Annotated in this window: 19 protein-coding genes; 7 read left to right on the top strand and 12 right to left on the bottom strand. The window is 71.3% G+C overall.

Annotated features, from left to right (window positions below; all coding sequences use genetic code 11):
- Window positions 1–86 precede the first annotated feature (86 nt).
- On the top strand, window positions 87–1,145 hold the full coding sequence (locus tag AB0A95_RS09560; protein ID WP_357555151.1) for a diacylglycerol kinase family protein: 1,059 nt from the start codon (window positions 87–89) through the stop codon (window positions 1,143–1,145).
- 113 nt (window positions 1,146–1,258) lie between these two features.
- Entirely contained in the window at window positions 1,259–3,688 is a 2,430-nt protein-coding gene (locus tag AB0A95_RS09555) for a chromosome partitioning protein (protein ID WP_357555150.1), read from the top strand.
- A 43-nt stretch (window positions 3,689–3,731) separates the two neighbouring features.
- Here AB0A95_RS09555 and AB0A95_RS09550 read toward each other — a convergent pair whose 3' ends face one another.
- The gene (locus AB0A95_RS09550; protein ID WP_357555149.1) at window positions 3,732–4,160 is read right to left on the bottom strand and encodes a DUF3151 domain-containing protein; all 429 of its coding nucleotides are present in this window, start codon (window positions 4,158–4,160) and stop codon (window positions 3,732–3,734) included.
- Between the two features lie 249 nt (window positions 4,161–4,409).
- Between AB0A95_RS09550 and AB0A95_RS09545 the strand changes: the two genes are divergently transcribed.
- The gene (locus AB0A95_RS09545; protein ID WP_357555147.1) at window positions 4,410–5,603 is read left to right on the top strand and encodes a hypothetical protein; all 1,194 of its coding nucleotides are present in this window, start codon (window positions 4,410–4,412) and stop codon (window positions 5,601–5,603) included.
- Window positions 5,604–5,655: 52 nt separating this feature from the next.
- On the opposite strand, the gene fbaA is transcribed toward AB0A95_RS09545, so the two are convergent.
- On the bottom strand, window positions 5,656–6,681 hold the full coding sequence (gene fbaA, locus AB0A95_RS09540; protein ID WP_357555146.1) for a class II fructose-bisphosphate aldolase: 1,026 nt from the start codon (window positions 6,679–6,681) through the stop codon (window positions 5,656–5,658).
- Between the two features lie 136 nt (window positions 6,682–6,817).
- Window positions 6,818–7,201, bottom strand: coding sequence for a phage holin family protein (locus AB0A95_RS09535; protein ID WP_357555144.1), 384 nt, complete (start codon window positions 7,199–7,201; stop codon window positions 6,818–6,820).
- 123 nt (window positions 7,202–7,324) lie between these two features.
- Here AB0A95_RS09535 and AB0A95_RS09530 point away from each other — a divergent pair, with 123 nt between their 5' ends.
- The 3 genes from AB0A95_RS09530 (at window position 7,325) to AB0A95_RS09520 (ending at window position 10,244) form a co-directional block, all read left to right on the top strand.
- Window positions 7,325–7,537, top strand: coding sequence for a hypothetical protein (locus AB0A95_RS09530; RefSeq protein WP_357555143.1), 213 nt, complete (start codon window positions 7,325–7,327; stop codon window positions 7,535–7,537).
- 151 nt (window positions 7,538–7,688) lie between these two features.
- Window positions 7,689–9,290 carry an LPXTG cell wall anchor domain-containing protein gene (locus AB0A95_RS09525; protein WP_357555142.1) on the top strand — a complete coding sequence of 534 codons (1,602 nt, stop codon included), beginning with the start codon at window positions 7,689–7,691 and terminating at the stop codon, window positions 9,288–9,290.
- A gap of 132 nt (window positions 9,291–9,422) precedes the next feature.
- The gene (locus AB0A95_RS09520; protein ID WP_357555141.1) at window positions 9,423–10,244 is read left to right on the top strand and encodes a DedA family protein; all 822 of its coding nucleotides are present in this window, start codon (window positions 9,423–9,425) and stop codon (window positions 10,242–10,244) included.
- Between the two features lie 207 nt (window positions 10,245–10,451).
- Here the strand turns inward: AB0A95_RS09520 and AB0A95_RS09515 are convergent, their stop codons facing one another.
- From AB0A95_RS09515 to AB0A95_RS09475, 9 genes are all read right to left on the bottom strand, one after another.
- Window positions 10,452–10,829 (bottom strand): metalloregulator ArsR/SmtB family transcription factor, encoded by a 378-nt coding sequence (locus tag AB0A95_RS09515; RefSeq protein WP_030332125.1) that lies wholly within the window; start codon window positions 10,827–10,829, stop codon window positions 10,452–10,454.
- Between the two features lie 57 nt (window positions 10,830–10,886).
- Window positions 10,887–11,426 (bottom strand): orotate phosphoribosyltransferase, encoded by a 540-nt coding sequence (gene pyrE, locus AB0A95_RS09510; RefSeq protein WP_357555139.1) that lies wholly within the window; start codon window positions 11,424–11,426, stop codon window positions 10,887–10,889.
- 169 nt (window positions 11,427–11,595) lie between these two features.
- A complete protein-coding gene (locus tag AB0A95_RS09505; RefSeq protein WP_357555138.1) occupies window positions 11,596–12,405 on the bottom strand; it encodes an SDR family oxidoreductase in 810 nt (269 codons plus the stop codon).
- 10 nt (window positions 12,406–12,415) lie between these two features.
- Window positions 12,416–13,069 carry a hypothetical protein gene (locus AB0A95_RS09500; protein WP_357555136.1) on the bottom strand — a complete coding sequence of 218 codons (654 nt, stop codon included), beginning with the start codon at window positions 13,067–13,069 and terminating at the stop codon, window positions 12,416–12,418.
- A 72-nt stretch (window positions 13,070–13,141) separates the two neighbouring features.
- Window positions 13,142–13,900: a hypothetical protein gene (locus tag AB0A95_RS09495; RefSeq protein WP_357555135.1), complete on the bottom strand. Its 759-nt coding sequence runs from the start codon at window positions 13,898–13,900 to the stop codon at window positions 13,142–13,144.
- A 90-nt stretch (window positions 13,901–13,990) separates the two neighbouring features.
- Window positions 13,991–14,596, bottom strand: coding sequence for a DUF4178 domain-containing protein (locus AB0A95_RS09490; RefSeq protein WP_357555133.1), 606 nt, complete (start codon window positions 14,594–14,596; stop codon window positions 13,991–13,993).
- 172 nt (window positions 14,597–14,768) lie between these two features.
- Window positions 14,769–15,149, bottom strand: a complete 381-nt coding sequence (locus AB0A95_RS09485) for a hypothetical protein (RefSeq protein ID WP_357555131.1) — start codon at window positions 15,147–15,149, stop codon at window positions 14,769–14,771.
- A gap of 178 nt (window positions 15,150–15,327) precedes the next feature.
- Entirely contained in the window at window positions 15,328–17,919 is a 2,592-nt protein-coding gene (gene clpB / locus AB0A95_RS09480; protein WP_357555130.1) for an ATP-dependent chaperone ClpB, read from the bottom strand.
- Window positions 17,920–18,004: 85 nt separating this feature from the next.
- A complete protein-coding gene (locus AB0A95_RS09475; RefSeq protein WP_357555128.1) occupies window positions 18,005–18,646 on the bottom strand; it encodes a helix-turn-helix domain-containing protein in 642 nt (213 codons plus the stop codon).
- An 85-nt stretch (window positions 18,647–18,731) separates the two neighbouring features.
- Here AB0A95_RS09475 and AB0A95_RS09470 point away from each other — a divergent pair, with 85 nt between their 5' ends.
- A complete protein-coding gene (locus AB0A95_RS09470) occupies window positions 18,732–19,868 on the top strand; it encodes an epoxide hydrolase (RefSeq protein WP_357555127.1) in 1,137 nt (378 codons plus the stop codon).
- The last annotated feature ends 470 nt before the right edge of the window (window positions 19,869–20,338 follow it).

Below are 20,338 nucleotides of genomic sequence, written 5' to 3'. Positions count from 1 at the left end.
CCGGTTGGCGAGCCCGGGGTGTCAGGTTAACAAGTAGTGACGGCGTGGCCGGCAGGGGCCGCGTCGAGAGGCAGGAGGCTCCTTCCGTGTACGACGTGGTGCTGCTCACCCTCGGTTCGGAGCGGGACGCTCCCGGGGGCTGTGGCAGCGGAGGGGCCTGCTGCGGCGGTGCGACCGAGGCCGCCACCGACCCGACGAGCCAGACCGACGCCGGCCAGACCGACGCCGGCCAGGGAGCCCGGGCCGGCGGGGACACCGAGCGGTGCGCCACCGAGCGGCCACGGGTGCCGGTGCTGGCCTGCTCCGACGCGCTGATCGCCCGGGGCGCCCGGGTGGAGCTGGTCACCGCCCGCTCCGACGCGGAGATCGACGCGGTGTTGGCGCGGCTCGACGGTCCGGCCCGCCCAGATGGCCTCACCTGGCCCGACCTTGACGGCAAGACCCGGCTGGTCGTCGCCACGGCCAGCGACGGGCAGTTGCGCGCCGTGCTGCGCCGGCTGGTCCGGCGGTACGCGCCAGCGCCGAGCAAGCGTCCGGCGGATCTGCCCGGCAACCGGACACTGCCCGATCTGCCGCCGGTGGCCGTACTCCCGCTCGATCCGGCCCGTGGCGGCACCCACCGGGATCTGGCCGCGCAGCTCGGGCTGCCGCGTGACCCGGCGGCGGTGGCCGCCGCTGTGGTGGATGGCACGGCGCGCCGACTCGACCTGCTGCGCAACGACGGTGGATCGGTGACGCTGGACGGCGCGCTGCTCGGCGCCGCCGACGACGCCGGCCGACCGCTGCACTGGCGGGCCCGGGTGGAGGTGGACGACACCGTCCTCACCAACGGTGACGAACCGCTGCTGGCCTGCGTGGTCGGCAACGCCGGCGGGTACGCGACGCTCGACGACGTGACGCTGCTGACCGCACCGGACCCGACCGACGGCCAGATCGAGGTCGCGGTCGCCGTGCCGGTGGTCGTCCGGTCGGCGCTGGGCCGCAAGCGGGTACGCCTTGAGGTGCGGCGAGCCCGTGGGCGGGCCGTTTCGGTGCTGCCCCGGGAGGGGAAGGTCCCCTACCTCGACGATGGTGTCGAGGGTGAGCTGACCCGGAAGCGTTCCTGGTGGATCGAGCCGGGCGCCTGGGCTGTCTGGTCGAGCTGACCCTGCCTGCGCCGACGGGCCGGCCCGGCTGAGCGGCAGGCCGGCGGGGCTGCGCCAACGGCCCCTTCTCGGCGGATGGGCCTATCCTCGCAGGAGGACTGGGAGGGGCCGTAATGGACGAGAACGCCGACCGGGCGCAGGTGCACGGCCAGCAGCCGGTGCCAGAGCGGGACATCGAACCACTCTGGCCGCCGGATCCCGCCGACCCCGGTGCGGGTGGCGCGGTGCCGCCGTGGGCGGCGGTCGCCCAACAGCGGGGTGCGCCGTCGGTCGCGCCCGGGCCGGTGACTCCACCGGTGGCCGTGCCGCCGACCGGACGGCCGCCGGTTCCCGGTCAACCCGGGGCCCCGGCCCAGCCACCGCCTTCGCCGTCCGACTATCCGTCGCTCACCGGTGCCGTCCCGGCGCCGGGCGGCTGGGACGGCAGTGGCCCGTCCGCCGCCGCGTCCGGCTGGGCACCAGCACAGCCGAGTTGGCCGCCGGCCGACCCGGCAGCGCCAACCGCCGCGTCGACACCGCCCGCTCCCCCGGCAGCCGGCACGCCGCGCACACCGGGCACGCCCTCGGTACCAGGCACGCCAGTGACCAGCGCGCCACGCACACCAGGCACACCGGCGACCGGCACGCCAGTCGCACCAGGGACAGCCGGCGCCCCCGGGAGCACCGCCGGGGCGAACAACGGCGCACGCAACGCGAGCAGCACCACCGCCGGGGCGACCGGCAGCGCAGCCGGGGCGGAGCAGGCGCAGGCCGGCGAGCGGGGTCCGACCGGCGTCGTGGCCGCGCCGATCCCCCCGGGTGGTGTCGACCTGGACCTGCCGTTCACCCTTGATCGTCCCGCCGCGGCCGCGACGCCCACCGACCAACCCACCGCAGCCCCCACACCCACCGACCGCCCGAACGGCGCAGGCCCGACCGGCACGCGCCCTGCCGCCACAGGCCGGGCCGGCGCGGGCCCGACCGCCACAGGCCCAGCCGCCACAGGCCCAGCCGCCGCAGGCCCAGCCGGCGCAGGCCCAGCCGGCACGCGCACTGCCGCCACAGGCCCGACCGCCACAGGCCCGACCGCCGGCGCGGGCACGCCGGCAGCCGGGCCCGCAACGGCAGGGCCCGCAGCGGCAGGGCTCGCGCCGCAGGCCGACGGGACCGGGGACGACGGGCCTGCCGGGGCGGCGCGACCGGTCACCGAGTCGCCGTGGGCGTATCCGCCGCAACGCCCCGCCGGAGCGCCCGCACCGGCCCACGAGCAGGCCGCCACGGCGGCGGCGACGCCCCCGCTTTCCCCACCGGCCGACCCGCAGCCGCCGCACCCGGGTCACTCGTCCACCCCGGTGATTCCCGGTCAGGCCGGCCCCGGGCACATCCCGCCGCCGCCCGACCTGACGCAGTTCAGCAACCTGCCGCAGCAGGCTCCCCAGCAGGCCGGGCCGGCGGCCCCACCGCCGGGGCCGTTCCCGCCGTCTCCGGGTTGGTACCCGCCGCCTTGGCAGCAGGGCACGCCCGGCGTCCAGGCTGGGCAGCCCTACCAGGAGGCCGAGGGGGCGACCCGGGTGCCCACCGCCGGGTACCCGGATGCCGCCGCGTATCCGGACGCGAGCTGGACGCCGGAGGAGACGGCGGTACCGACCGCCGAGGACTTCAGCCGGCGCCGGCAGGTCCGGCCCGTCGACCCGGTGGCGACAATGGGCGTACGCGCGATGGTCAACCGGACGGGGCTGCTCCGGCTCTCTCCGGGGCGGCACGAGCAGGAGCTCAAGCGGGACATCGAGATGGTGCGCCGCAACTTCGGCGGGCTGCGGCAGGTGACGGTCGTCAACCCGAAGGGTGGCGCCGGAAAGACAGTGGCCATCCTGCTGCTCGCGATGACGTTCGGCCAGAAGCGCGGTGGCTACGTGCTGGCCTGGGACAACAACGAGACCCAGGGCACCCTCGGGATGCGTGCCCAGCAGGATTTCCACTCCCGCACGGTGCGGGACATGCTGCGGGATCTCGGGCAGTTCCAGGGCGCGCACGGGCGGGTTGGTGACCTGTCGCAGTACGTCCGCTCGCAGGGCGAGGGCATGTTCGACGTGCTGGCCTCGGACGAGTCGGCCACCGGCGGCGAGATGTTGACGGCTGCCGCGTTCGCCGAGATCCGCGAGGTGGTCAGCCGGTTCTACAAGTTGATCTTCGTGGACACCGGGAACAACGTGCGGGCGCAGAACTGGCAGGCGTCGATGGACGCCACCGACCAGTTGGTGGTGACCATGTCGGCTCGTAACGACTCCGCCGAGACCGCCGCCCGGATGCTCGACCACCTGGAGCAGAGTGGCCGGCAGCGGCTGGTCCGGCAGGCCGTGACAGTGGTGTCGATGCCGCCGTCCCGCAAGGAGATCGACCTGCCGGCCATCCAGGAGCACTTCGCGGCCCGTACCCGGGCGGTGTTGCTGGCCCCGTACGAGCGGCTCATCGACACGGGTGAGCCGATCCGGTACGGGGGGCTCTCCACGGCCACCCGGGATGCCTGGCTGAAGATCGCCGCCGCGGTCGCCGAGGGGTTGTAACCGTCGACGGGCCGGCCCGGCTTCGGGCCGGCCGTCGGCGCGGTCAGTTGCTCGCCAGCGCGTCCGCCGCTTCCGGGTCGCAGTCGCGCAGGAACTGGGCGCAGCGGGCCGCCTCGTCGGCCTCACCGATCTCGTCCGCCGCTCGGGACAGCACGTAGAGGCAGCGGAGGAAGCCCCGGTTGGGCTCGTGTGACCACGGCACCGGGCCGTGCCCCTTCCAGCCGCTGCGGCGCAGCTGGTCGAGGCCACGGTGGTAGCCGGTGCGGGCGTAGGCGTACGCGGTCACCACCTGGCCCTGGGCGAACGACCGGGCGGCGAGCTCCGCCCAGCCCGCGCTGAAGGTCGGGAAGCCGGCCGCCACGCTGGCGACCGCCTCGTCGGTGCCGGCCTGCTCGGCGGCAGCCAGGGCGGCGTCGGCCTCGTCGTTGGCGGGCAGGCGGGTGGCCGGTGGCTCTGGCAAGAGGTTCTGCATCGCCCCATTCAACCCGCTGGACAGGGCGACACGCGAGCGGGTTGGCCGACGCGTTCCGCTGAACGGCTGAGGAGTTGGTCACGCCTGCGGCCTATGCCGCCGCCGGATCTTTTCCACTAGAACTAATGGTCCGGAGCCTCCCCAGGAACCGGTAACACAGGAGCCCGGTGACCTCGGTCACCGGGCTCCTGTCGGTCGTACCCCGGGCCCGAGGTTTGGCCGGCCCCGAAGCAGGGGCAGGATGGCCGGGTGCCGACCCCACCTCCCGCGGACGTCATCGAGCCGCACCTGCACACCGACGAGATCCAGACCCGCGACGAGTTCGATCGGCAGTTGGCCACCGGCCGACTGACCGGGCTGACCGTGCAGGGCCTGCGCCTCGACCTGGCGCCGGTGCCCGACCTCACCGGCATCGAGGTCGCCGGCACGCTCTTCGTGGGCTGCCGCTTCGCCTCCCGGGACGTCGGGGCCGACCTGGTCCGGCGTGGCGCGAACGTGGTGCCACCGTTCTCGGGGCTGCCGTACCCGACCCAGCCGGCCCACCTCTACACCCCGGAGGACCTGGCCGCCGGGTTCGCCGAGGGCGGGTTCGCCGGGATGTACGACACCCGGGTGTACGACCACTTCCGGGCGCACGGCGGTGCGCTGCCGGACGTCCGGGAGGCGCTGGGTCAGCGGCTGCACGATCACGGGGTGGACAATGCGCTGGCCGACGCCACCCGGGTCTGGCTGGCCCGACACGGGCCGCAGTCGGTGGTGGGCATCATGGGCGGGCACGCGGTGCGGCGCGGGAGTCCCGCGTACCGGATGGCTGCCGTGCTGGGGTGGGAGCTGGCGCGGGCCGACCGCCTGGTGGTGACCGGCGGCGGTCCGGGGGTGATGGAGGCCGCGAACCTCGGCGCCTACCTGGCGGACCGGCCGGCGGCCGAGTTGACCGAGGCGATCGACCTGTTGGCCAGCGCGCCGGACTTCACCGATCACCACCGGTACACGGCCACCGCGTTGGCGGTGCGGCAGCGGTACGCGGGCGTGCCTCGGCAACGTGGTGACGACCTCGCCTGGGCGCGAGCCGGTGGGCTGGCCATTCCGACCTGGTTGTACGGGCACGAGCCGGCGAACCTGTTCGCCGGGCGGATCGCGAAGTACTTCTCGAACGCGATCCGGGAGGACACCATCCTGCGGCTCGCCCGGGGCGGCATCGTCTTCGCGCCGGGGCGGGCGGGCACCGTGCAGGAGGTGTTCCAGGCGGCCACGAAGACCTACTACGGCACCGACGGCGCGAGCGGGGCGTACATCTTCCTGGACCGTGGCTACTGGACCCGGGAGCTGCCGGTGGAGGCCCTGTTGCGCCCGCTGCTGGCCGCGTCCCCGTTCGGTGACCTGTCGTCGACGATCCATCTCACCGACGACGTCCGCGAGGCCGTGCGCCTGCTGACCGCGTGAACGACGACGGCCGGCTCCCCGCGCGGGAGAGCCGGCCGTCGGTGGGACGTCGTTACTTGGTCATCGTGGTGCCGGTGGAGCGCAGGTGCTCGCACGCCTCGACGACCCGGGCGGCGAGGCCGGCCTCGGCGGCCTTGCCCCAGGCGCGCGGGTCGTACTGCTTCTTGTTGCCGACCTCGCCGTCGATCTTCAGCACGCCGTCGTAGTTGCGGAGCATGTGGTCCGCGACGGGCCGGGTGAAGGCGTACTGGGTGTCGGTGTCGATGTTCATCTTCACCACGCCGTAGTCCAGAGCCTCGCGGATCTCGCTCAGCAGGGAGCCGGAGCCGCCGTGGAAGACCAGGCTGAGCGGCTTGTCCTTGCCGTACTTGGCGCCGACAGCCTCCTGGATCTGGTTGAGGATCTCCGGACGGAGCTTGACGTTGCCCGGCTTGTAGACGCCGTGCACGTTGCCGAAGGTCAGCGCCGCCATGTAGCGGCCCTTCTCGCCGAGGCCGAGCGCCTCGACCATGGCCAGGCCGTCATCGGTGGTGGTGTAGAGCTTGTCGTTGATGGCGTTCTCGACGCCGTCCTCCTCGCCACCGACGACACCGACCTCGATCTCAAGGACGATCTTGGCCTTGGCGGCCTCGTCGAGGAGCTGGGCGGCGATCTGGAGGTTCTCCGCGACCGGCACGGCCGAGCCGTCCCACATGTGCGACTGGTACAGCGGCTCGTCGCCGCGCTGCACCCGCTCCTGCGAGATGGCCATCAGCGGACGGACGAACTTGTCCAGCTTGTCCTTCGGGCAGTGGTCGGTGTGCAGGGCGATGTTGACCGAGTACTTCTTGGCGACCTCGTGCGCGTACGCGGCGAACGCCACGGCGCCGGTGACCATGTCCTTGATCGAGGGGCCGGACAGGTACTCGGCACCACCGGTGGAGACCTGGATGATGCCGTCGCTCTCCGCGTCGGCGAAGCCCTTGAGCGCCGCGTTCAGCGTCTGCGAGGAGGTCACGTTGATCGCGGGGTACGCGTACCGGCCAGCCTTGGCGCGGTCCAGCATCTCCGCGTAGGCCTCGGGGGAAGCGATGGGCATGTGATGTGCTCCTTACTTACCACTCTCGGCCGTGCTGGCCGCTGTTGTTCACTTGTGCGCCGGACCGCGCTGTCCTCCGCCCGGCAGTATCCCGTAGGTGGGGTGTGCCGGAACAACCGACCCGGGTGCCAGCCGTTTACCGGCGGTCCAGGTTGTCCGGCACGATGACGCTGATCAGCCAGGTGACAACTGTCATCACGATGGCTCCCCAGAACGCCGCCCAGAAGCCGCCCACCTGGAACGGCAGGTCGAGCCCCCGGGCGATCCGGTCGGTGAGCAGGAACAACAACGCGTTGACCACGAGCGCGAACAGGCCCAGGGTCAGCAGGTAGAACACGCAGCCGACCACCCGGATGATCGGTTTGAGCACCGCGTTGATCACGCCGAAGATCAGCGCCACCACGATCAGGGTGAGCACGGTGTTGCCGCCGGAACGGCCGTGCACGTCGACCCCGGGCACGGCAAGCGTGGTTATCCACAACGCGATCGCGGTGATCGCCAATCGGATGAGGAAGCCCACGGCACCATCCTGGCATTGGGTCGCGTCCGCCAGGGCTGAATCCGCCACTCCGCTTCCGGGCGCGGTGCCGGTCCAGCCCGTACGGTGGGTGGGAACCGTGCCCCGAGACCCCCGGGAGAGACGATGGGTCAGCCCGATGAGGACTTCACCCCCGGCGACCACCTCGCCCCGGACGAGCGCGACCCCGAGGCGGAGCCGGCGGACGCCGTCGAGCAGGCGACAGTGGCCGGCCCCGTCGACGTCGACGGGACGCCGCAGCGCGGGCTGGAGGTCGACGACTGGGACGCGATGGAGCAGGCCCGGGTGGTGACCGGCGACGAGGACGACTACCGCTGAGCGCGAAGCGGGCGGTCGGCACATCGCGGCGGGCCTGGTCAGCCTTTTGGATCGTCTTGGCGGACAGGCGGGTCCCGGGGCTGCACGCGTCCTTAACTGTTCCTTAAGATCCACGGGCTCCACCTGAACTCCCAACTGGAGGAACCCCCTCATGCTCACCCACTCCACCCGGCGCTGGCTCGCCGGACTGGGCGTAGCAGGCGCGTTCGTCGCAGCCTCCGCCAGCCCCGCCGCAGCCGCCGCGCCGGCAGTCGAGTACAGCCTGTACTTCCAGAACGTCACCATCGCCCTCGACTCACCTGGTGTGGAGGCGCAGCCGAGGTTGTACGGCTCGAAGGCGAGCATCCTCAACGAGGTCAGCGTCCGCTACGACTACCGCTCGTTGACCGGCAAGGTCACCCTGGCCGGCGGCACCGGCAACGACTGTTCCCCCGACGGGGCCGGGATTCTGACCTGCGTCGAGCACCTTCCCTTCGTCGTCGACGAGGTCTACGGCGGGTTCTTCGGTGACGTGCTGATCGCGCCGACCGACGAGGCGGCTGCCGGCGACACCGGCGAGTTGAAGATCAGCGTGACGTCCGCCGGCAAGTCCGTCGCCACCTACGCCTCGCGGATCCAGATCGGCGAGGGCGTCGACCTGGCGGGCGGGCCTGACACCGAGGTGGAGGCGTCGCCAGGTAGTGCGTTCCAGGTTCCGCTGACAGTTCGAAACGTCGGCAGGACCGACGTCGAGGCCGTGGTGGCGCTGTTCGACACCGATTACGGCATCCGCGCCAAGGACCGCTTCGACAACTGCTTCTACGAGGAGGACTTCCTTCTCGCCTGTGAGTTCGACGAGCCGATTCCGGCGGGTTCGGGTGGCACGACCACCATCAACTACGAGGTGGCCAAGGACGCCTACGCACCGGGCAACGAGTCCGGCGACATCTGGCTGCTGACCCCCGCGGACTTCGCGAGCCTCAACAACGCGCGCGCGAAGGTGGGTGCCCCGGCAGCCCGCAAGGGCACTGGTAAGACGCTCTCGCTGACCCCGTTGGCCGGTGCGCGTGGTGCCCGTGGCCAGCAGACGGACACCGACCCGAGCAACAACCACAGTGCCCTGTCGGTGGATGTAACAGGCAAGAACGGGGCTGATCTGGAGGCCGTCGGTGCCACGTTCACCGGCAAGAAGGGCGCGGTGCTGACCGCCGCGCTCGGCTTCCGCAACAACGGCCCGGCGACGCTGGAGCGCATCCGCACCAAGACCGACGTGACCTTCGTCGACGTGACAGTGCCGACCGGCACCACCGCCGTCGCGGTGCCGGCGGAGTGCGCCCCGCGTACCGGCAACAAGGCCGAGTGGGGTGCGGCAGGCACCCCCGGTGCGGCCGAATACCGCTGCTACCCGGGCCCGTTCGCCCCGGTGGGCGAGGAGCTGACCGGCGAGTTCTCGTTCCGGATCGACACGGTCGTCACCGACGCCACCGGCATGGTCAAGGTCAACGTGCCGTGTGAGTGCGAGGGCGGCTTCTACGCGGACCTGAAGCCGGCCAACGACACCGCCAAGATCCTGGTGAACGCGGCCAGCGGCAACGGCGACGGCGGCACTGGCGACAACGGCGGCACGGGCGGTGGCGACAGCGGTGCCGGCGGCGGCCTGCCGATCACCGGTCAGTCCACCGGACTGATCGCCGGCCTCGGCGCGCTGCTGCTCGTCGCGGGCGTCGGCGGCTACCTGGTGGCCAAGCGCCGCCGGACCCGCTTCGTCGCCTGATCCCACCCCGTACCACCGGTGCCCCGCCGACCCTCCCGGTCGGCGGGGCACCGTCGTCGGGCCGTCCCACGACGCGGGCGGGTGGTGCGGGCCGGTCCGGCGCGGCACCAGACCTGGGCTTCGGTACCCTTTGTGGCCGTGGACACAGCTGAGACGACTCGCGCTCTCGTGGAGAGCGTCGCCCTGAACCCGCTCGATCCCAAGGATCTGCTGCAAACCTTCGGGCTGATCGGCGTGTGGGTGATCCTCTTCGCCGAGACCGGCCTGCTGGTGGGCTTCTTCTTCCCGGGCGACTCGCTGCTGTTCCTCGCCGGCGTCGCCGCGTCACCGGTGGCGGACGCGATCTTCGGCGACGGCACCCGCCTCAACCTGGCGGGCCTGCTGATCGGCGGGCCGATCTGCGCGATCGTCGGTGCCCAGCTGGGGCACTGGCTCGGCGCCCGGTATGGCCGGCCGATGTTCGAACGGCCAAACTCCCGGCTCTTCAAGAAGGAGTACGTGGAGAAGGCCGAGTACTACTTCGAGAAGTTCGGCCCGGCGAAGGCCGTGGTGTTGGCGCGCTTCATTCCGATCGTCCGCACGTTCCTCAACCCGGTCGCGGGAGCGCTCGGCATGCCGGCCCGGACGTTCCTGCTCTGGAACATCGTCGGCGCGGTGCTCTGGGTGGACGGCATCCTGCTGATCGGTTACCTGCTCGCGGAGCAGATCTACGACGCCATCGGCGACAAGATCGACCGTTACATCCTGCCGGTGGTCGCCCTGATCATCCTGATCTCGGTGTTGCCGATCTTCTTCGAGTTCCTTCGTGACCGGCGCGCTCGTAAGCGCGGCGAGGCGGTCGCGGTGGTCGCGGCGGCCAGCGCCGCCGGTGCGGTGGAGGCGGCTCGCGAGGCGTTCGACCACGACCGGCACCAGCACGACCGGCGGCGCCCGGAGCACGGCCAGGACCGCTGAACCCAGGTACGACGACGACGGCCGGCCCCCTGGTGAGGGGGTCGGCCGTCGGCATGTCGGGCCCGGCCTCCGGCGGTGCGGCCGGGGACGAGCAGGTGTTACCCACCGGTGGCGCCACCCCTGGCTCGCCACCGGACGCCGTCCCGCGTCGGGACGGCGTGCAGCGCCTACCGCCGTCCCGACGCGGGACGGCGTGCGGCGACTACGTCAGCGGGCCTTCTTGGTGGCCCGCTTACGCGGCGGGGTCAGCAGGTCGGCGATCGTCGCGATCGCACTCGGGACAAGGCTGTAGTACGCCCAGACACCGCGCTTCTCCCGCTGCAGCAAGCCCGCCTCGGTGAGGATACGCAGGTGGTGACTGACCGTCGGCTGAGAGAGGCCGAGCGGCGCCGTCAGGTCACAGACGCACGCCTCGCCCTCTGGGGCCGACTGGATCAGGCTGAGCAGCCGCAGCCGAGCAGGATCCGCAAGGGCCTTGAGGACCCCGGCGAGACGCTCGGCATCGGCACGTTCGATCGGCTCGCCGTTAAGCGGCGAGATCTGAGGCATAGTCATTTCGGCCAACGCAGTTCCCACGTATTCCATCCTTCCACCAGCAGCATCGATCCGCCTGCATATCAGCAGATCCGAATCGGCAAACTTTTACGCCACAAGGCCGAGGTCAGCCAACGTATAGGCCGCCCGGTAAGGCAATCCGGCGGCTCGCACCGCGTCGCCGGCCCCTCGATCAACAATAACCGCCACGCCCACGACTTCCGCCCCGGCCTCGCGAAGCGCCTCGACAGCGGTCAACACACTTCCGCCCGTCGTGGACGTATCTTCCACCGCCAACACCCGGCGGCCGGCCACCTCCGGTCCCTCGATCCGTCGCTGTAGACCGTGTGCCTTGCCCGCCTTGCGCACCACAAAGGCGTCCAGGGCCCGGCCGGTCGGAGCGGCGGCGTGCAGCATCGAGAGCGCGATCGGGTCCGCGCCCAGGGTGAGGCCACCGACCGCGGCGTAATCCCAGTCGGCGGTGAGGTCGAGCATCACCCGGCCGACCAGAGGAGCGGCCTGGTGATGGAGCGTGACGCGCCGCAGATCCACGTACCAGTCTGCCTCACGTCCCGAGGAGAGCACGACCCGCCCGTGGACCACGGCCAGGTCGGTAATGAATTTACGCAGGTCGTCGTGGTCCCCCATGGCGATAGAGGTTACTGCGCAAGTCTGGACGGCGTGTGCGGGGTCCACCCTGACCAGCCCGGCGAGGCACCGATGATTGGCGATGTTCGACTACCCTCAGCGACTGTCTTGACAGCGGCGCGCCAACGCCTCGGCAACGACAACCGGGGGCCGGTGGGCCGGTCGAGGCTCAGTGCTCGTCGCGGCCGATCCGCCCGCGGGTGTCCCGGGCGACCGCCTGGATCAGCCGACGTGGTGCGTGCCGCATGCCGGCGACGGCCACCTTGTACTTCCAGTCCGGGACACTGACCATCTTGCCTTTGCCCAGGTCACGCAGGGCATCGGTGACCACATCCTCGGCCCGCAGCCACATCCATTCGGGCGTCTTGGACATGTTGATGCCGGCCCGTTGGTGGAACTCGGTGCGCGTGTAGCCGGGGCAGAGGGCCATCACCCGGACACCGAACGGCCGCGCCGACAGACCAACCGACTCGCTGAAGTTGGTGACCCAGGCCTTGCTGGCCGAGTACGTCGAACCGGGCATCGCCGTGCCGAACCCGGCAACCGAAGAGACATTTATCACTGCCCCATTTCGGCGTTCGGTCATCTGTCGCAACGCCGCCAGGGTCAGCCGCATGACCGCGTGCACGTTGAGCCGCAACAGGCGTGCCTCGTCCTCCGCGGTGGAGCGCAGGAACGGTTTGTTGAGGCTGATCCCGGCATTGTTGACAAGGAGGTGCACCGGGCTGCCGTCGGTGAGCCGTCGCTCCACGATGGCGCACCCGTCGTCGGTGGACAGATCCGCCGCGATCGTCTCCGCCTCGCGACCGTGGGTGGCACTCACCTCGCCGGCCATCTCCGCCAACCGGGTCGCGTCGCGGGCGACAAGCACCAGGTGCCAACCGTCGGCGGCCAGCCGTCGGGCGAACGCCGCGCCGATGCCGGCGGTGGCCCCGGTGATCAGGGCTCGACGCTCGGCAGTCGTGGGGTCGAGCGACACGGGGCGGTCCTCACCTGGGCGGGTACGGGGGCGCGGGCGGCGCCGGCGGGGCGGACGTGAACGCGGGTGGTGCGGATGGTGGAGTCGGCGCGGTCGAGCGGCGGTGACCGAACCAGGCGTTCGCCGCCGGCAGGGCCAGCAGCACGGCTACTACAAGGTAACCGAGCACCTGCCCGACGGAAAGCCCGGCGTTGAGCGGGATCCACCAGGACGGGTACGCGTCGCCGACCAGGCCCAGCAACTCGGCGAGGGCCTGGTCGTCGGCACCCAACTGCAGTGGCGCGGCCCGTTCACCGATGAGCACCGCCACGCTGCAACAACCACCGAGCACGCCGAGCCCACTGATCACCCAGGTGGCCACGCGCGCGCCGTTGCGGGCCGCCACGAGCCCGAGGGCCAGACCGGCGAGCACCGGCACGGACAGCGCCGCCAGCACCGCCGACAGCACGCCGGTAGCGCGAAGCAGGGTCACCACGTCGTCGATCTGCTCCGGGCTCGCCGCGGTGTCGCGGGCGGCGGAGCGGAACGCGTCGACGGTCCCGCCAAGCGCCAGCAGGTCGACAACGGCGTACGCGAGCGAGGCCACCGCCATCACCCACAGCACGGACGCGGCGATCAGGACGACGGCGGGCCGGCGGGCCGGTGCCGATTCGGGGTACGACACGACGAATCCCTCCGGTAGGCGTCGGGTTGCAACCTACTCGGAGGGATCGTCGGCGTCGTGCTTACCGGGCCGTCAACTCGTCGACGGTGGGGTTGACCCGGGCCGGTCCGTGGGCGGCGTGTCGCCCGGCCGGTCCGTCGGCGGCGGGTAGCTCGGCTCCCCACTCGACGGATAGCCCGGCTCACCGGACGACTGCGGGTAGCCGGGCTGACCCGGGACCTGCGGGTTACCCGGGTAGCTGGCACCCGGTGCCGGCGGCTCCCAGGCCGTGGCGGCCTTGCGGAAGAACGGGTTGGCCTTCGGCAACGCCAGCAGGACCAGCGCCGTGACCAACACGATCAGGCTGAGCACATTGAGCAGCAGGCTGACCGGGGTCACCCAGGAGGGCAGGGCCTCCTCCAGACGGCGCTGGATCTCTTCGGGGCTGGGCCCGTCGCCGGTGCCGCCACCGGTGTTGAACCCGCCGCCCGCGTTGCTGAGCAGGCCGCCGCCCACGCAGCAGACCATGATGCCGCCGACGATCCAGGTGGTGATCCGGGCGCCGTTACGGCCCTGGTTGTTGAACATGGCGAGCACAGCCAGCGCGATCGCGAGCAGCAGCAGCAGGATGCCGGCGCCGAGGCCGATGGCGACGAAGACGTCTGCCACCTGGTCGCCGTCGGTGCTGCTGCCCTCGTACGCGGCGCGGAACGCGTCACGCGTCTTGCCGAAGGTGGTGAGCGAGACGATCAGCGTGATCACCTGGAGCACCACGAACAGGTAGAGCAGGTAACTGGAAATCGACACAACTGACGGCCGCTGACGGGCCGGTGTGCTCTGGGAATCGACCATGATTCTCCTTCCCTCAGATCGCCCACACCGTATCGGCAACCGGCCGTTTCGGCATGCCGTGGCGAGCCGGCACGCCCACCCGGCGTGGGCTCAGTGCTCCCCGGAGGTGGGACGGATCGTCAGGTCAGCGGGGTCGAGCAGGTCGCCGCGGGCCACCCGCCAACCCTCTTCGCCGTACGCCTCGAAGGACAGCCGCGCGGTGCCGCCGGCCTGGTAGTCGTGGTAGCGCATCGTGCCTGCCGCCGGCAGACCGGTCTCCTCGGTGGCGGTGTAGCGCGCCTGCCCCGTCTCGGCCCAGGTGTAGCGCCGCCGACCCAGCTCGATGGTCGGGGCACCCGGGGTCACGCTCGCGCCCGGCTCGGCCGTCCAGAGCACCAACTCCAGTTCGGGGCCGTCCTCCACGGAGAGCCGGTAGCGGGTGCCGGACCCGTCGTCGAGCAGGTGCTGCACCCAGCTCCAGTCCCCCTCGACCAGGCGGATGGTGCCGCTCACCGCGTACTCCCGCTCGCGGATCCGCACGCGGTCGCCCAGGCGCAGACGGACCGGATCGCCACGCGGCGGCTCCGCCGTCCGGGCGTCCGACGATCGCCCGCCGGACCGGGCCGTCGCCGGCCGCCGGGTTCGCACGACAATCCCGATGACGATCACCGCGAGTACGGCAAGCGCCACCACCAGGTACGTCACTGACCTGCCCACCCGACCATCTCCCCAGGTACCTCGGCGCAGACGGTAACAATCCTCGGCTCCGGTGGGACCCGTACCGTGACCGACAGCTCAGCTACCGACGGCAGCGGTGGCGTCGCCTGTTGTGCACGATCGCACTGTGGACGGCCCGACGGGCGCTGGTTCGTCCGTGTCAGCAGATGGATCAAAGTGTGGCGAGCCGTTGGCTGGCGTAGTTGCCAAGAGTCTCGCGGCCCAGCACACAGCCGACGAAGGTGGTGAACTCGCTCGGGTCGTCCCGCAGTGCCGTCCAGGCCGCCCGAGCCGCCGTCGGGTCGACCCGTTCCAGCAGCGTGGCCGCGTACGCCCGGCCGGCGGGTGTGCCGTCGGCCAACACCCGATCGAGTTGCCGGCGGACCTCCTCGGGGTGGTCGTCGAGGGCAGCCTCGACACTGTGGTACGCCTCCGTCACCGGCAGGGTCGCGCCAGCGAGGCCCACCCCGCCAAAGGCAAGCGTGTCAGCCGCGATCAACTCGTCAAGGGCCGCGTCAAGCTCCCGCTCCCATTTCTTCCCAATCCCAAACATGCCCCAACCCTTCCCCCACCAACCCCCCACCAACCCCTCCCAGACCCCACCCCACCCCACCCAGACCCCGTTGATCATGGAGTTATTGCCCCGACACGCCGCGCAACCGCGCAATAACTCCATGATCACCGCAGGGGGAGGGGTGGGGGGCAGGGGGACGGGGGACGGGGTGGGGGTGTTAGGCGGGGGTTACTGAGAGGGTGTTGGGTTCTGGGTTGTGGTCCACCTTTACTGTTTGGCCGTCTCGGATCTGGCCGGACAGGAGGGCCTTTGCCAACTGGTCTCCGATCGCGGTCTGGACCAGACGACGCAGTGGGCGGGCGCCGTAGATCGGGTCGTAGCCGTGCTCGGCCAGCCAGGTCCGGGCGGCCTCGGTGATGTCCAGGCCCAGTCGGCGGTCGGCCAGGCGCCGCCGCATCCGGTCCAACTGGATGTCGACGATGGCCCGCAGGTCGTCCCCGCGCAGCGAGGCGAAGACCACGATGTCGTCCAGCCGGTTGAGGAACTCCGGCTTGAAGTGCGAACGGACCACGGCGAGCACACCCTCGCGGCGCTGCTCGTCGGCGAGCGTCAGGTCACCGATCACCGACGACCCGAGGTTGGACGTGAGGATCAGGATCGCGTTGCGGAAGTCGACGGTACGACCCTGACCGTCGGTGAGCCGGCCGTCGTCGAGCACCTGGAGCAGCACGTCGAAGACGTCCGGGTGGGCCTTCTCCACCTCGTCGAGCAGGATCACCGAGTACGGCCGACGCCGCACCGCCTCGGTGAGCTGGCCACCCTCGTTGTAGCCGACGTAGCCGGGCGGGGCGCCCACCAGGCGGGCGACCGAGTGCTTCTCGCCGTACTCGCTCATGTCGATGCGGACCATCGCCCGCTCGTCGTCGAAGAGGAACTCGGCGAGGGCCTTGGCCAACTCCGTCTTGCCGACGCCGGTGGGGCCGAGGAACAGGAAGCTGCCGGTCGGCCGATCGGGGTCGGCGATGCCGGCACGGGCACGGCGGACCGCGTCGGAGACCGCGCCGACCGCTTCGGCCTGGCCGACCACCCGGTCGCCCAGCGACTCCTCCATCCGCAGCAGTTTGGCCGTCTCACCTTCCAGGAGCCGGCCGGCGGGGATGCCGGTCCAGGAGGCGACCACAGCGGCGATGTCGTCCGCGCCGACCTCCTCCTTGAGCATCGCGCCGTCGGCTTGGAGCTGGGCCAACTCCTCAGCAGCCTGCGTCAGCTCCGTCTTGAGGGCGGGGATCCGGCCGTAGCGCAGCTCGGCGGCGCGCTCCAACTCACCGTCGCGCTCGGCCCGCTCGGCCTCGCCGCCGAGACGCTCCAGCTCCTCCTTGGCGGTGGAGAGCTTGGTGATGTGGCTCTTCTCCGTCTGCCAGCGCTCGGAGAGCACTGTGAGCTGCTCGCGCTTGTCGGCCAACTCCTTGCGCAGCCGCTCCAACCGCTCGGCGGAGGCGGCGTCCGGCTCCTTCGCCAGCGCCATCTCCTCGATCTCCAGCCGGCGGACCGCCCGCTCGATCTCGTCCACCTCGACCGGACGGGAGTCGATCTCCATCCGGAGTCGGGACGCGGACTCGTCGACCAGGTCGATCGCCTTGTCCGGCAGGAACCGGTCGGTGATGTAGCGATCCGACAGGGTCGCGGCGGCGACGAGCGCGGCGTCGGTGATCCGTACGCCGTGGTGCACCTCGTAGCGCTCCTTGAGGCCGCGCAGGATGCCGATGGTGTCCTCGATCGTCGGCTCGCCGACGAGCACCGGCTGGAAACGACGCTCCAGCGCCGGGTCCTTCTCGATGTGCTCGCGGTACTCGTCGAGCGTTGTCGCGCCCACCATCCGCAGCTCGCCACGGGCCAGCATCGGCTTGAGCATGTTGCCGGCGTCCATCGAGCCCTCGCCCTTACCGGCGCCGACGACTGTGTGCAGCTCGTCGAGGAACGTGATGACCTGCCCGTTGGAGTTCTTGATCTCCTCCAGGACGGACTTCAGCCGCTCCTCGAACTGGCCCCGGTACTGTGCGCCGGCGACCATCGCGCCGAGGTCGAGTGAGATCAACCTCTTGTCGCGCAGCGACTCGGGCACGTCACCGGTGACGATCCGCTGGGCCAGCCCCTCGACGATCGCGGTCTTGCCGACGCCGGGCTCGCCGATCAGCACCGGGTTGTTCTTCGTACGCCGGGAGAGCACCTGGATGACCCGACGGATCTCGGAGTCCCGGCCGATGACCGGGTCGATCTTTCCGTCCCGGGCGCTGGCGGTGAGGTCGACGCCGTACTTGGTCAGGGCCTGGTAGGTCTGCTCCGGGTCGGCGGTGGTGACCCGGCGGTCCCCGCCGCGGACGCTCGGGAAGGCCGCGACCAGGGCTTCCTCGGTGGCACCTGCCGTCTTCAGCGCGCCGGACACGGCGCCGCCGACCCGGGCGAGGCCGGCGAGCAGGTGCTCGGTGGAGGTGTACTCGTCGCCCAACGGCCGGGCGATCTGCTCGGCGGCGCCGATGGCGTTGACGAACTCGCGAGCCAACGTCGGCTCGGCGATGCTCGAACCGCGGGCGGCTGGCAGGGCGTCGACAGCGCGCTGGGCGGCCCGGCGCAGCTCGGCGGGGTCGGCCCCGACGGCGCGCAACAGACCGGTGGCGGTCGAGCCATCGGTGTCCAGGAGCGACAGCAGCAGGTGCCAGGGCTCCACGGTGGCGTGACCACGCTGGTTGGCCAGCGCGACGGCGCCCGTGATGGTCTCGCGGCTCTTGGTGGTGAGTTTTTCGGTGTTCATGGGCTCCCCCGGATCGGCGTTGTCCACTGAGAAGGACACAACCAGAGTTGAGCGTATTCCACTCAACCTTAGCGCGTGACGCCCATCACTCCCGAGGACGCCACCGCCAGTCGAACTCACCGGCCGCCGGCGGCGGCCCAGGCAGCGGGTCCGCGCCCGGCACCGAGAGGCCCGCCAGCAGCACCGCGAGCTGGCGGCGGCGCAACTGCCCGGTCCGCTCCGCATCCGGTACGCGCACCGCCGCACACGACTCCAACAGCAACCCCAGATCGTGTACGACCGCGTCGGGGCGCAACCGCCCGCTGGCGCGGGCCCGCTCGAACAGGGCGGTGGCCAGCTCGCCGGCGCGCATCGCGTCCCGCCCCATCTCCTCGGTCGGCGTGAAGGTGCCGGCCAGATGGACGGTGAGCGAGTGCACGTCGGCGTCGACCACCCGGGTCAGGAACCCCGTGAACGCGGCCCAGTCGTCCGGCTCGGCGAGGGCCGACTCGGCCTCGGCCACGTACCGGCGCAACCCGTCATGGCAGAGCTGACGCAACAGGTCCTCCTTGCCCGCGTACCGCCGGTAGAGGGCGCTGATGCCGACGCCGGCGCGTTCGGCGACGGCGGCGATCGGCGCCTTCGGGTCGTCGAGGAAGACCGCGCGGGCGGCTTCGAGGATCACCTCGTCGTTGCGGGCGGCCTGGGCGCGGCGACCGCCCAGCGTCCTGCCGGAAGTCGTTGACATGCCCTCAGCCTAACAGTGGAACGGATCGTTCCGCTCTGCTACTGTGATTGCAGAACGAAACATTCCGTTCCGAAGGAGTTCCGAGATGACCGGCACCGCGATCCGCCCCTTCCGCGTCGAGATCCCGCAGACCGCCCTCGACGACCTGGCCGCCCGCCTGGCCCGCACCAGCTGGCCCGCCGAGGCGCCCGGTGCCGGCGACACCTACGGGATGAGCGCCGATCGCGTGCGGGCTCTCGCCGACCGCTGGCGCGACGGGTTCGACTGGCGGGCCGTCGAGGCCCGGCTGAACGCCCACCCCCAGTTCGTCACCGAGATCGACGGCGAGCAGATCCACTTCCTGCACGTCCGGTCCTCCCGCCCGGACGCCACCGCCCTGGTGCTCACCCACGGCTGGCCCGGCTCGGTCCTGGAATACCTGGACGTGATCGCCCCGCTCACCGAGCCCAGCGACCCGGCCGCGCCGGCCTTCCACCTGGTCATCCCGTCGCTGCCCGGCTTCGGGTTCTCCGGGCCCACCCGCAGCGCCGGCTGGAACCGCTTCCGCACCGCCCGCGCCTGGGCCGAGCTGATGAACCGCCTGGGGTACGCCAGCTACGGCGCGGTCGGCAACGACGCCGGCTCGATGGTCGCGCCGGAGCTGGGCCGGATCGATCCGGAACACGTCCTCGGCGTGCACGTCACCCAGCTCTTCTCGTTCCCCTCCGGCGACCCGGCCGAGTTCGCCGACCTGTCCGAGGCGGACCAGGCGGCGCTCGCGCACCTCCAGTGGTTCTACGAGAACAAGTTCTCCTTCAACCAGGTGCACAGCCAGCAGCCGCAGACCCTGGCGTACGCGCTGGCCGACTCCCCGATCGGGCTGCTCGCCTGGAACGCGCAACTGTTCGACGAGAGCCTGGACGCGGACTTCGTCCTGGCCAACGTGGCCCTCTACTGGTTCACCGGCACTGCCGCCTCGGCGATCCGGCTCTACTGGGAGGACGCCCACGCCGACCAGCAGCCGACCGAGCCGACCACCGCGCCGACCGCGCTGGCCATGTTCCCCGGCGACTTCCAGTCCATCCGCCGCTTCGCCGAGCGGGACCACGCGAACATCGTCCGGTGGACGGCGTACCAGACGGACGTCGAGGGCCGCGGTGACGTCGGCGGTCACTACGCCGCCCACCAGGCCACCGATGTCCTGGTCAGCGACATCCGCGAGTTCTTCGTCAGCCTCCGCTGACCATCGCGTGGCCTGGGCGCCCGCCCCCGCCGCACCGGGGGCGGGCGCCGACGCGTCCCAGCCCCGGCCCTCGCCCTCGCCCGGCATGGCCCGACCCTGGTCCTGACCCTGGCGCGCTTGATCCACTCGGCTTTCAGAAAATCGGGGTATTCGGACCGCTTGGGCGCCGCGACATCCTGAAAGCCGAGTCGATCACCGTTAGGAACAGCCCTCCACGATTCTTATGGGCGGATTCGCCGGGGCAGGCGGGCTGTGCACGGGGTTTCATGGTCGGCGCGGAGCACACAGCGACGGCCGCCGTCCAGCCGTCGGTCGCAGAAGACCCAGTGCCGTACCCCTTGGTCGTCCTCGTCGGAGAGGGAGATCCCGCGACCGGGCTGACCGAGACGCTGGAAGGTGTCGGTGTGTTCGTGGCCGAGAAGCAGTAGATCTTGGAAGGAAACTGCCCCTGGAGGGGCGCATTTCTTCCA

The sequence above is a fragment of the Micromonospora sp. NPDC049230 genome, from assembly GCF_040647875.1.
Classification (GTDB): domain Bacteria; phylum Actinomycetota; class Actinomycetes; order Mycobacteriales; family Micromonosporaceae; genus Micromonospora.
Note: the sequence above shows the minus strand (reverse complement) of the source record. Positions and strands in the feature narration are given on the sequence as shown.

Coding starts and splice junctions, on each gene's coding strand:
- AB0A95_RS09555 (WP_357555150.1), top strand. CDS start 1,259: ATGGACGAGAACGCCGACCGGGCGCAGGTGCACGGCCAGCAGCCGGTG.
- AB0A95_RS09550 (WP_357555149.1), bottom strand. CDS start 4,160: ATGCAGAACCTCTTGCCAGAGCCACCGGCCACCCGCCTGCCCGCCAAC.
- fbaA (WP_357555146.1), bottom strand. CDS start 6,681: ATGCCCATCGCTTCCCCCGAGGCCTACGCGGAGATGCTGGACCGCGCC.
- AB0A95_RS09530 (WP_357555143.1), top strand. CDS start 7,325: ATGGGTCAGCCCGATGAGGACTTCACCCCCGGCGACCACCTCGCCCCG.
- AB0A95_RS09525 (WP_357555142.1), top strand. CDS start 7,689: ATGCTCACCCACTCCACCCGGCGCTGGCTCGCCGGACTGGGCGTAGCA.
- AB0A95_RS09515 (WP_030332125.1), bottom strand. CDS start 10,829: ATGGAATACGTGGGAACTGCGTTGGCCGAAATGACTATGCCTCAGATC.
- pyrE (WP_357555139.1), bottom strand. CDS start 11,426: ATGGGGGACCACGACGACCTGCGTAAATTCATTACCGACCTGGCCGTG.
- AB0A95_RS09495 (WP_357555135.1), bottom strand. CDS start 13,900: ATGGTCGATTCCCAGAGCACACCGGCCCGTCAGCGGCCGTCAGTTGTG.
- AB0A95_RS09485 (WP_357555131.1), bottom strand. CDS start 15,149: ATGTTTGGGATTGGGAAGAAATGGGAGCGGGAGCTTGACGCGGCCCTT.
- clpB (WP_357555130.1), bottom strand. CDS start 17,919: ATGAACACCGAAAAACTCACCACCAAGAGCCGCGAGACCATCACGGGC.
- AB0A95_RS09475 (WP_357555128.1), bottom strand. CDS start 18,646: ATGTCAACGACTTCCGGCAGGACGCTGGGCGGTCGCCGCGCCCAGGCC.
- AB0A95_RS09470 (WP_357555127.1), top strand. CDS start 18,732: ATGACCGGCACCGCGATCCGCCCCTTCCGCGTCGAGATCCCGCAGACC.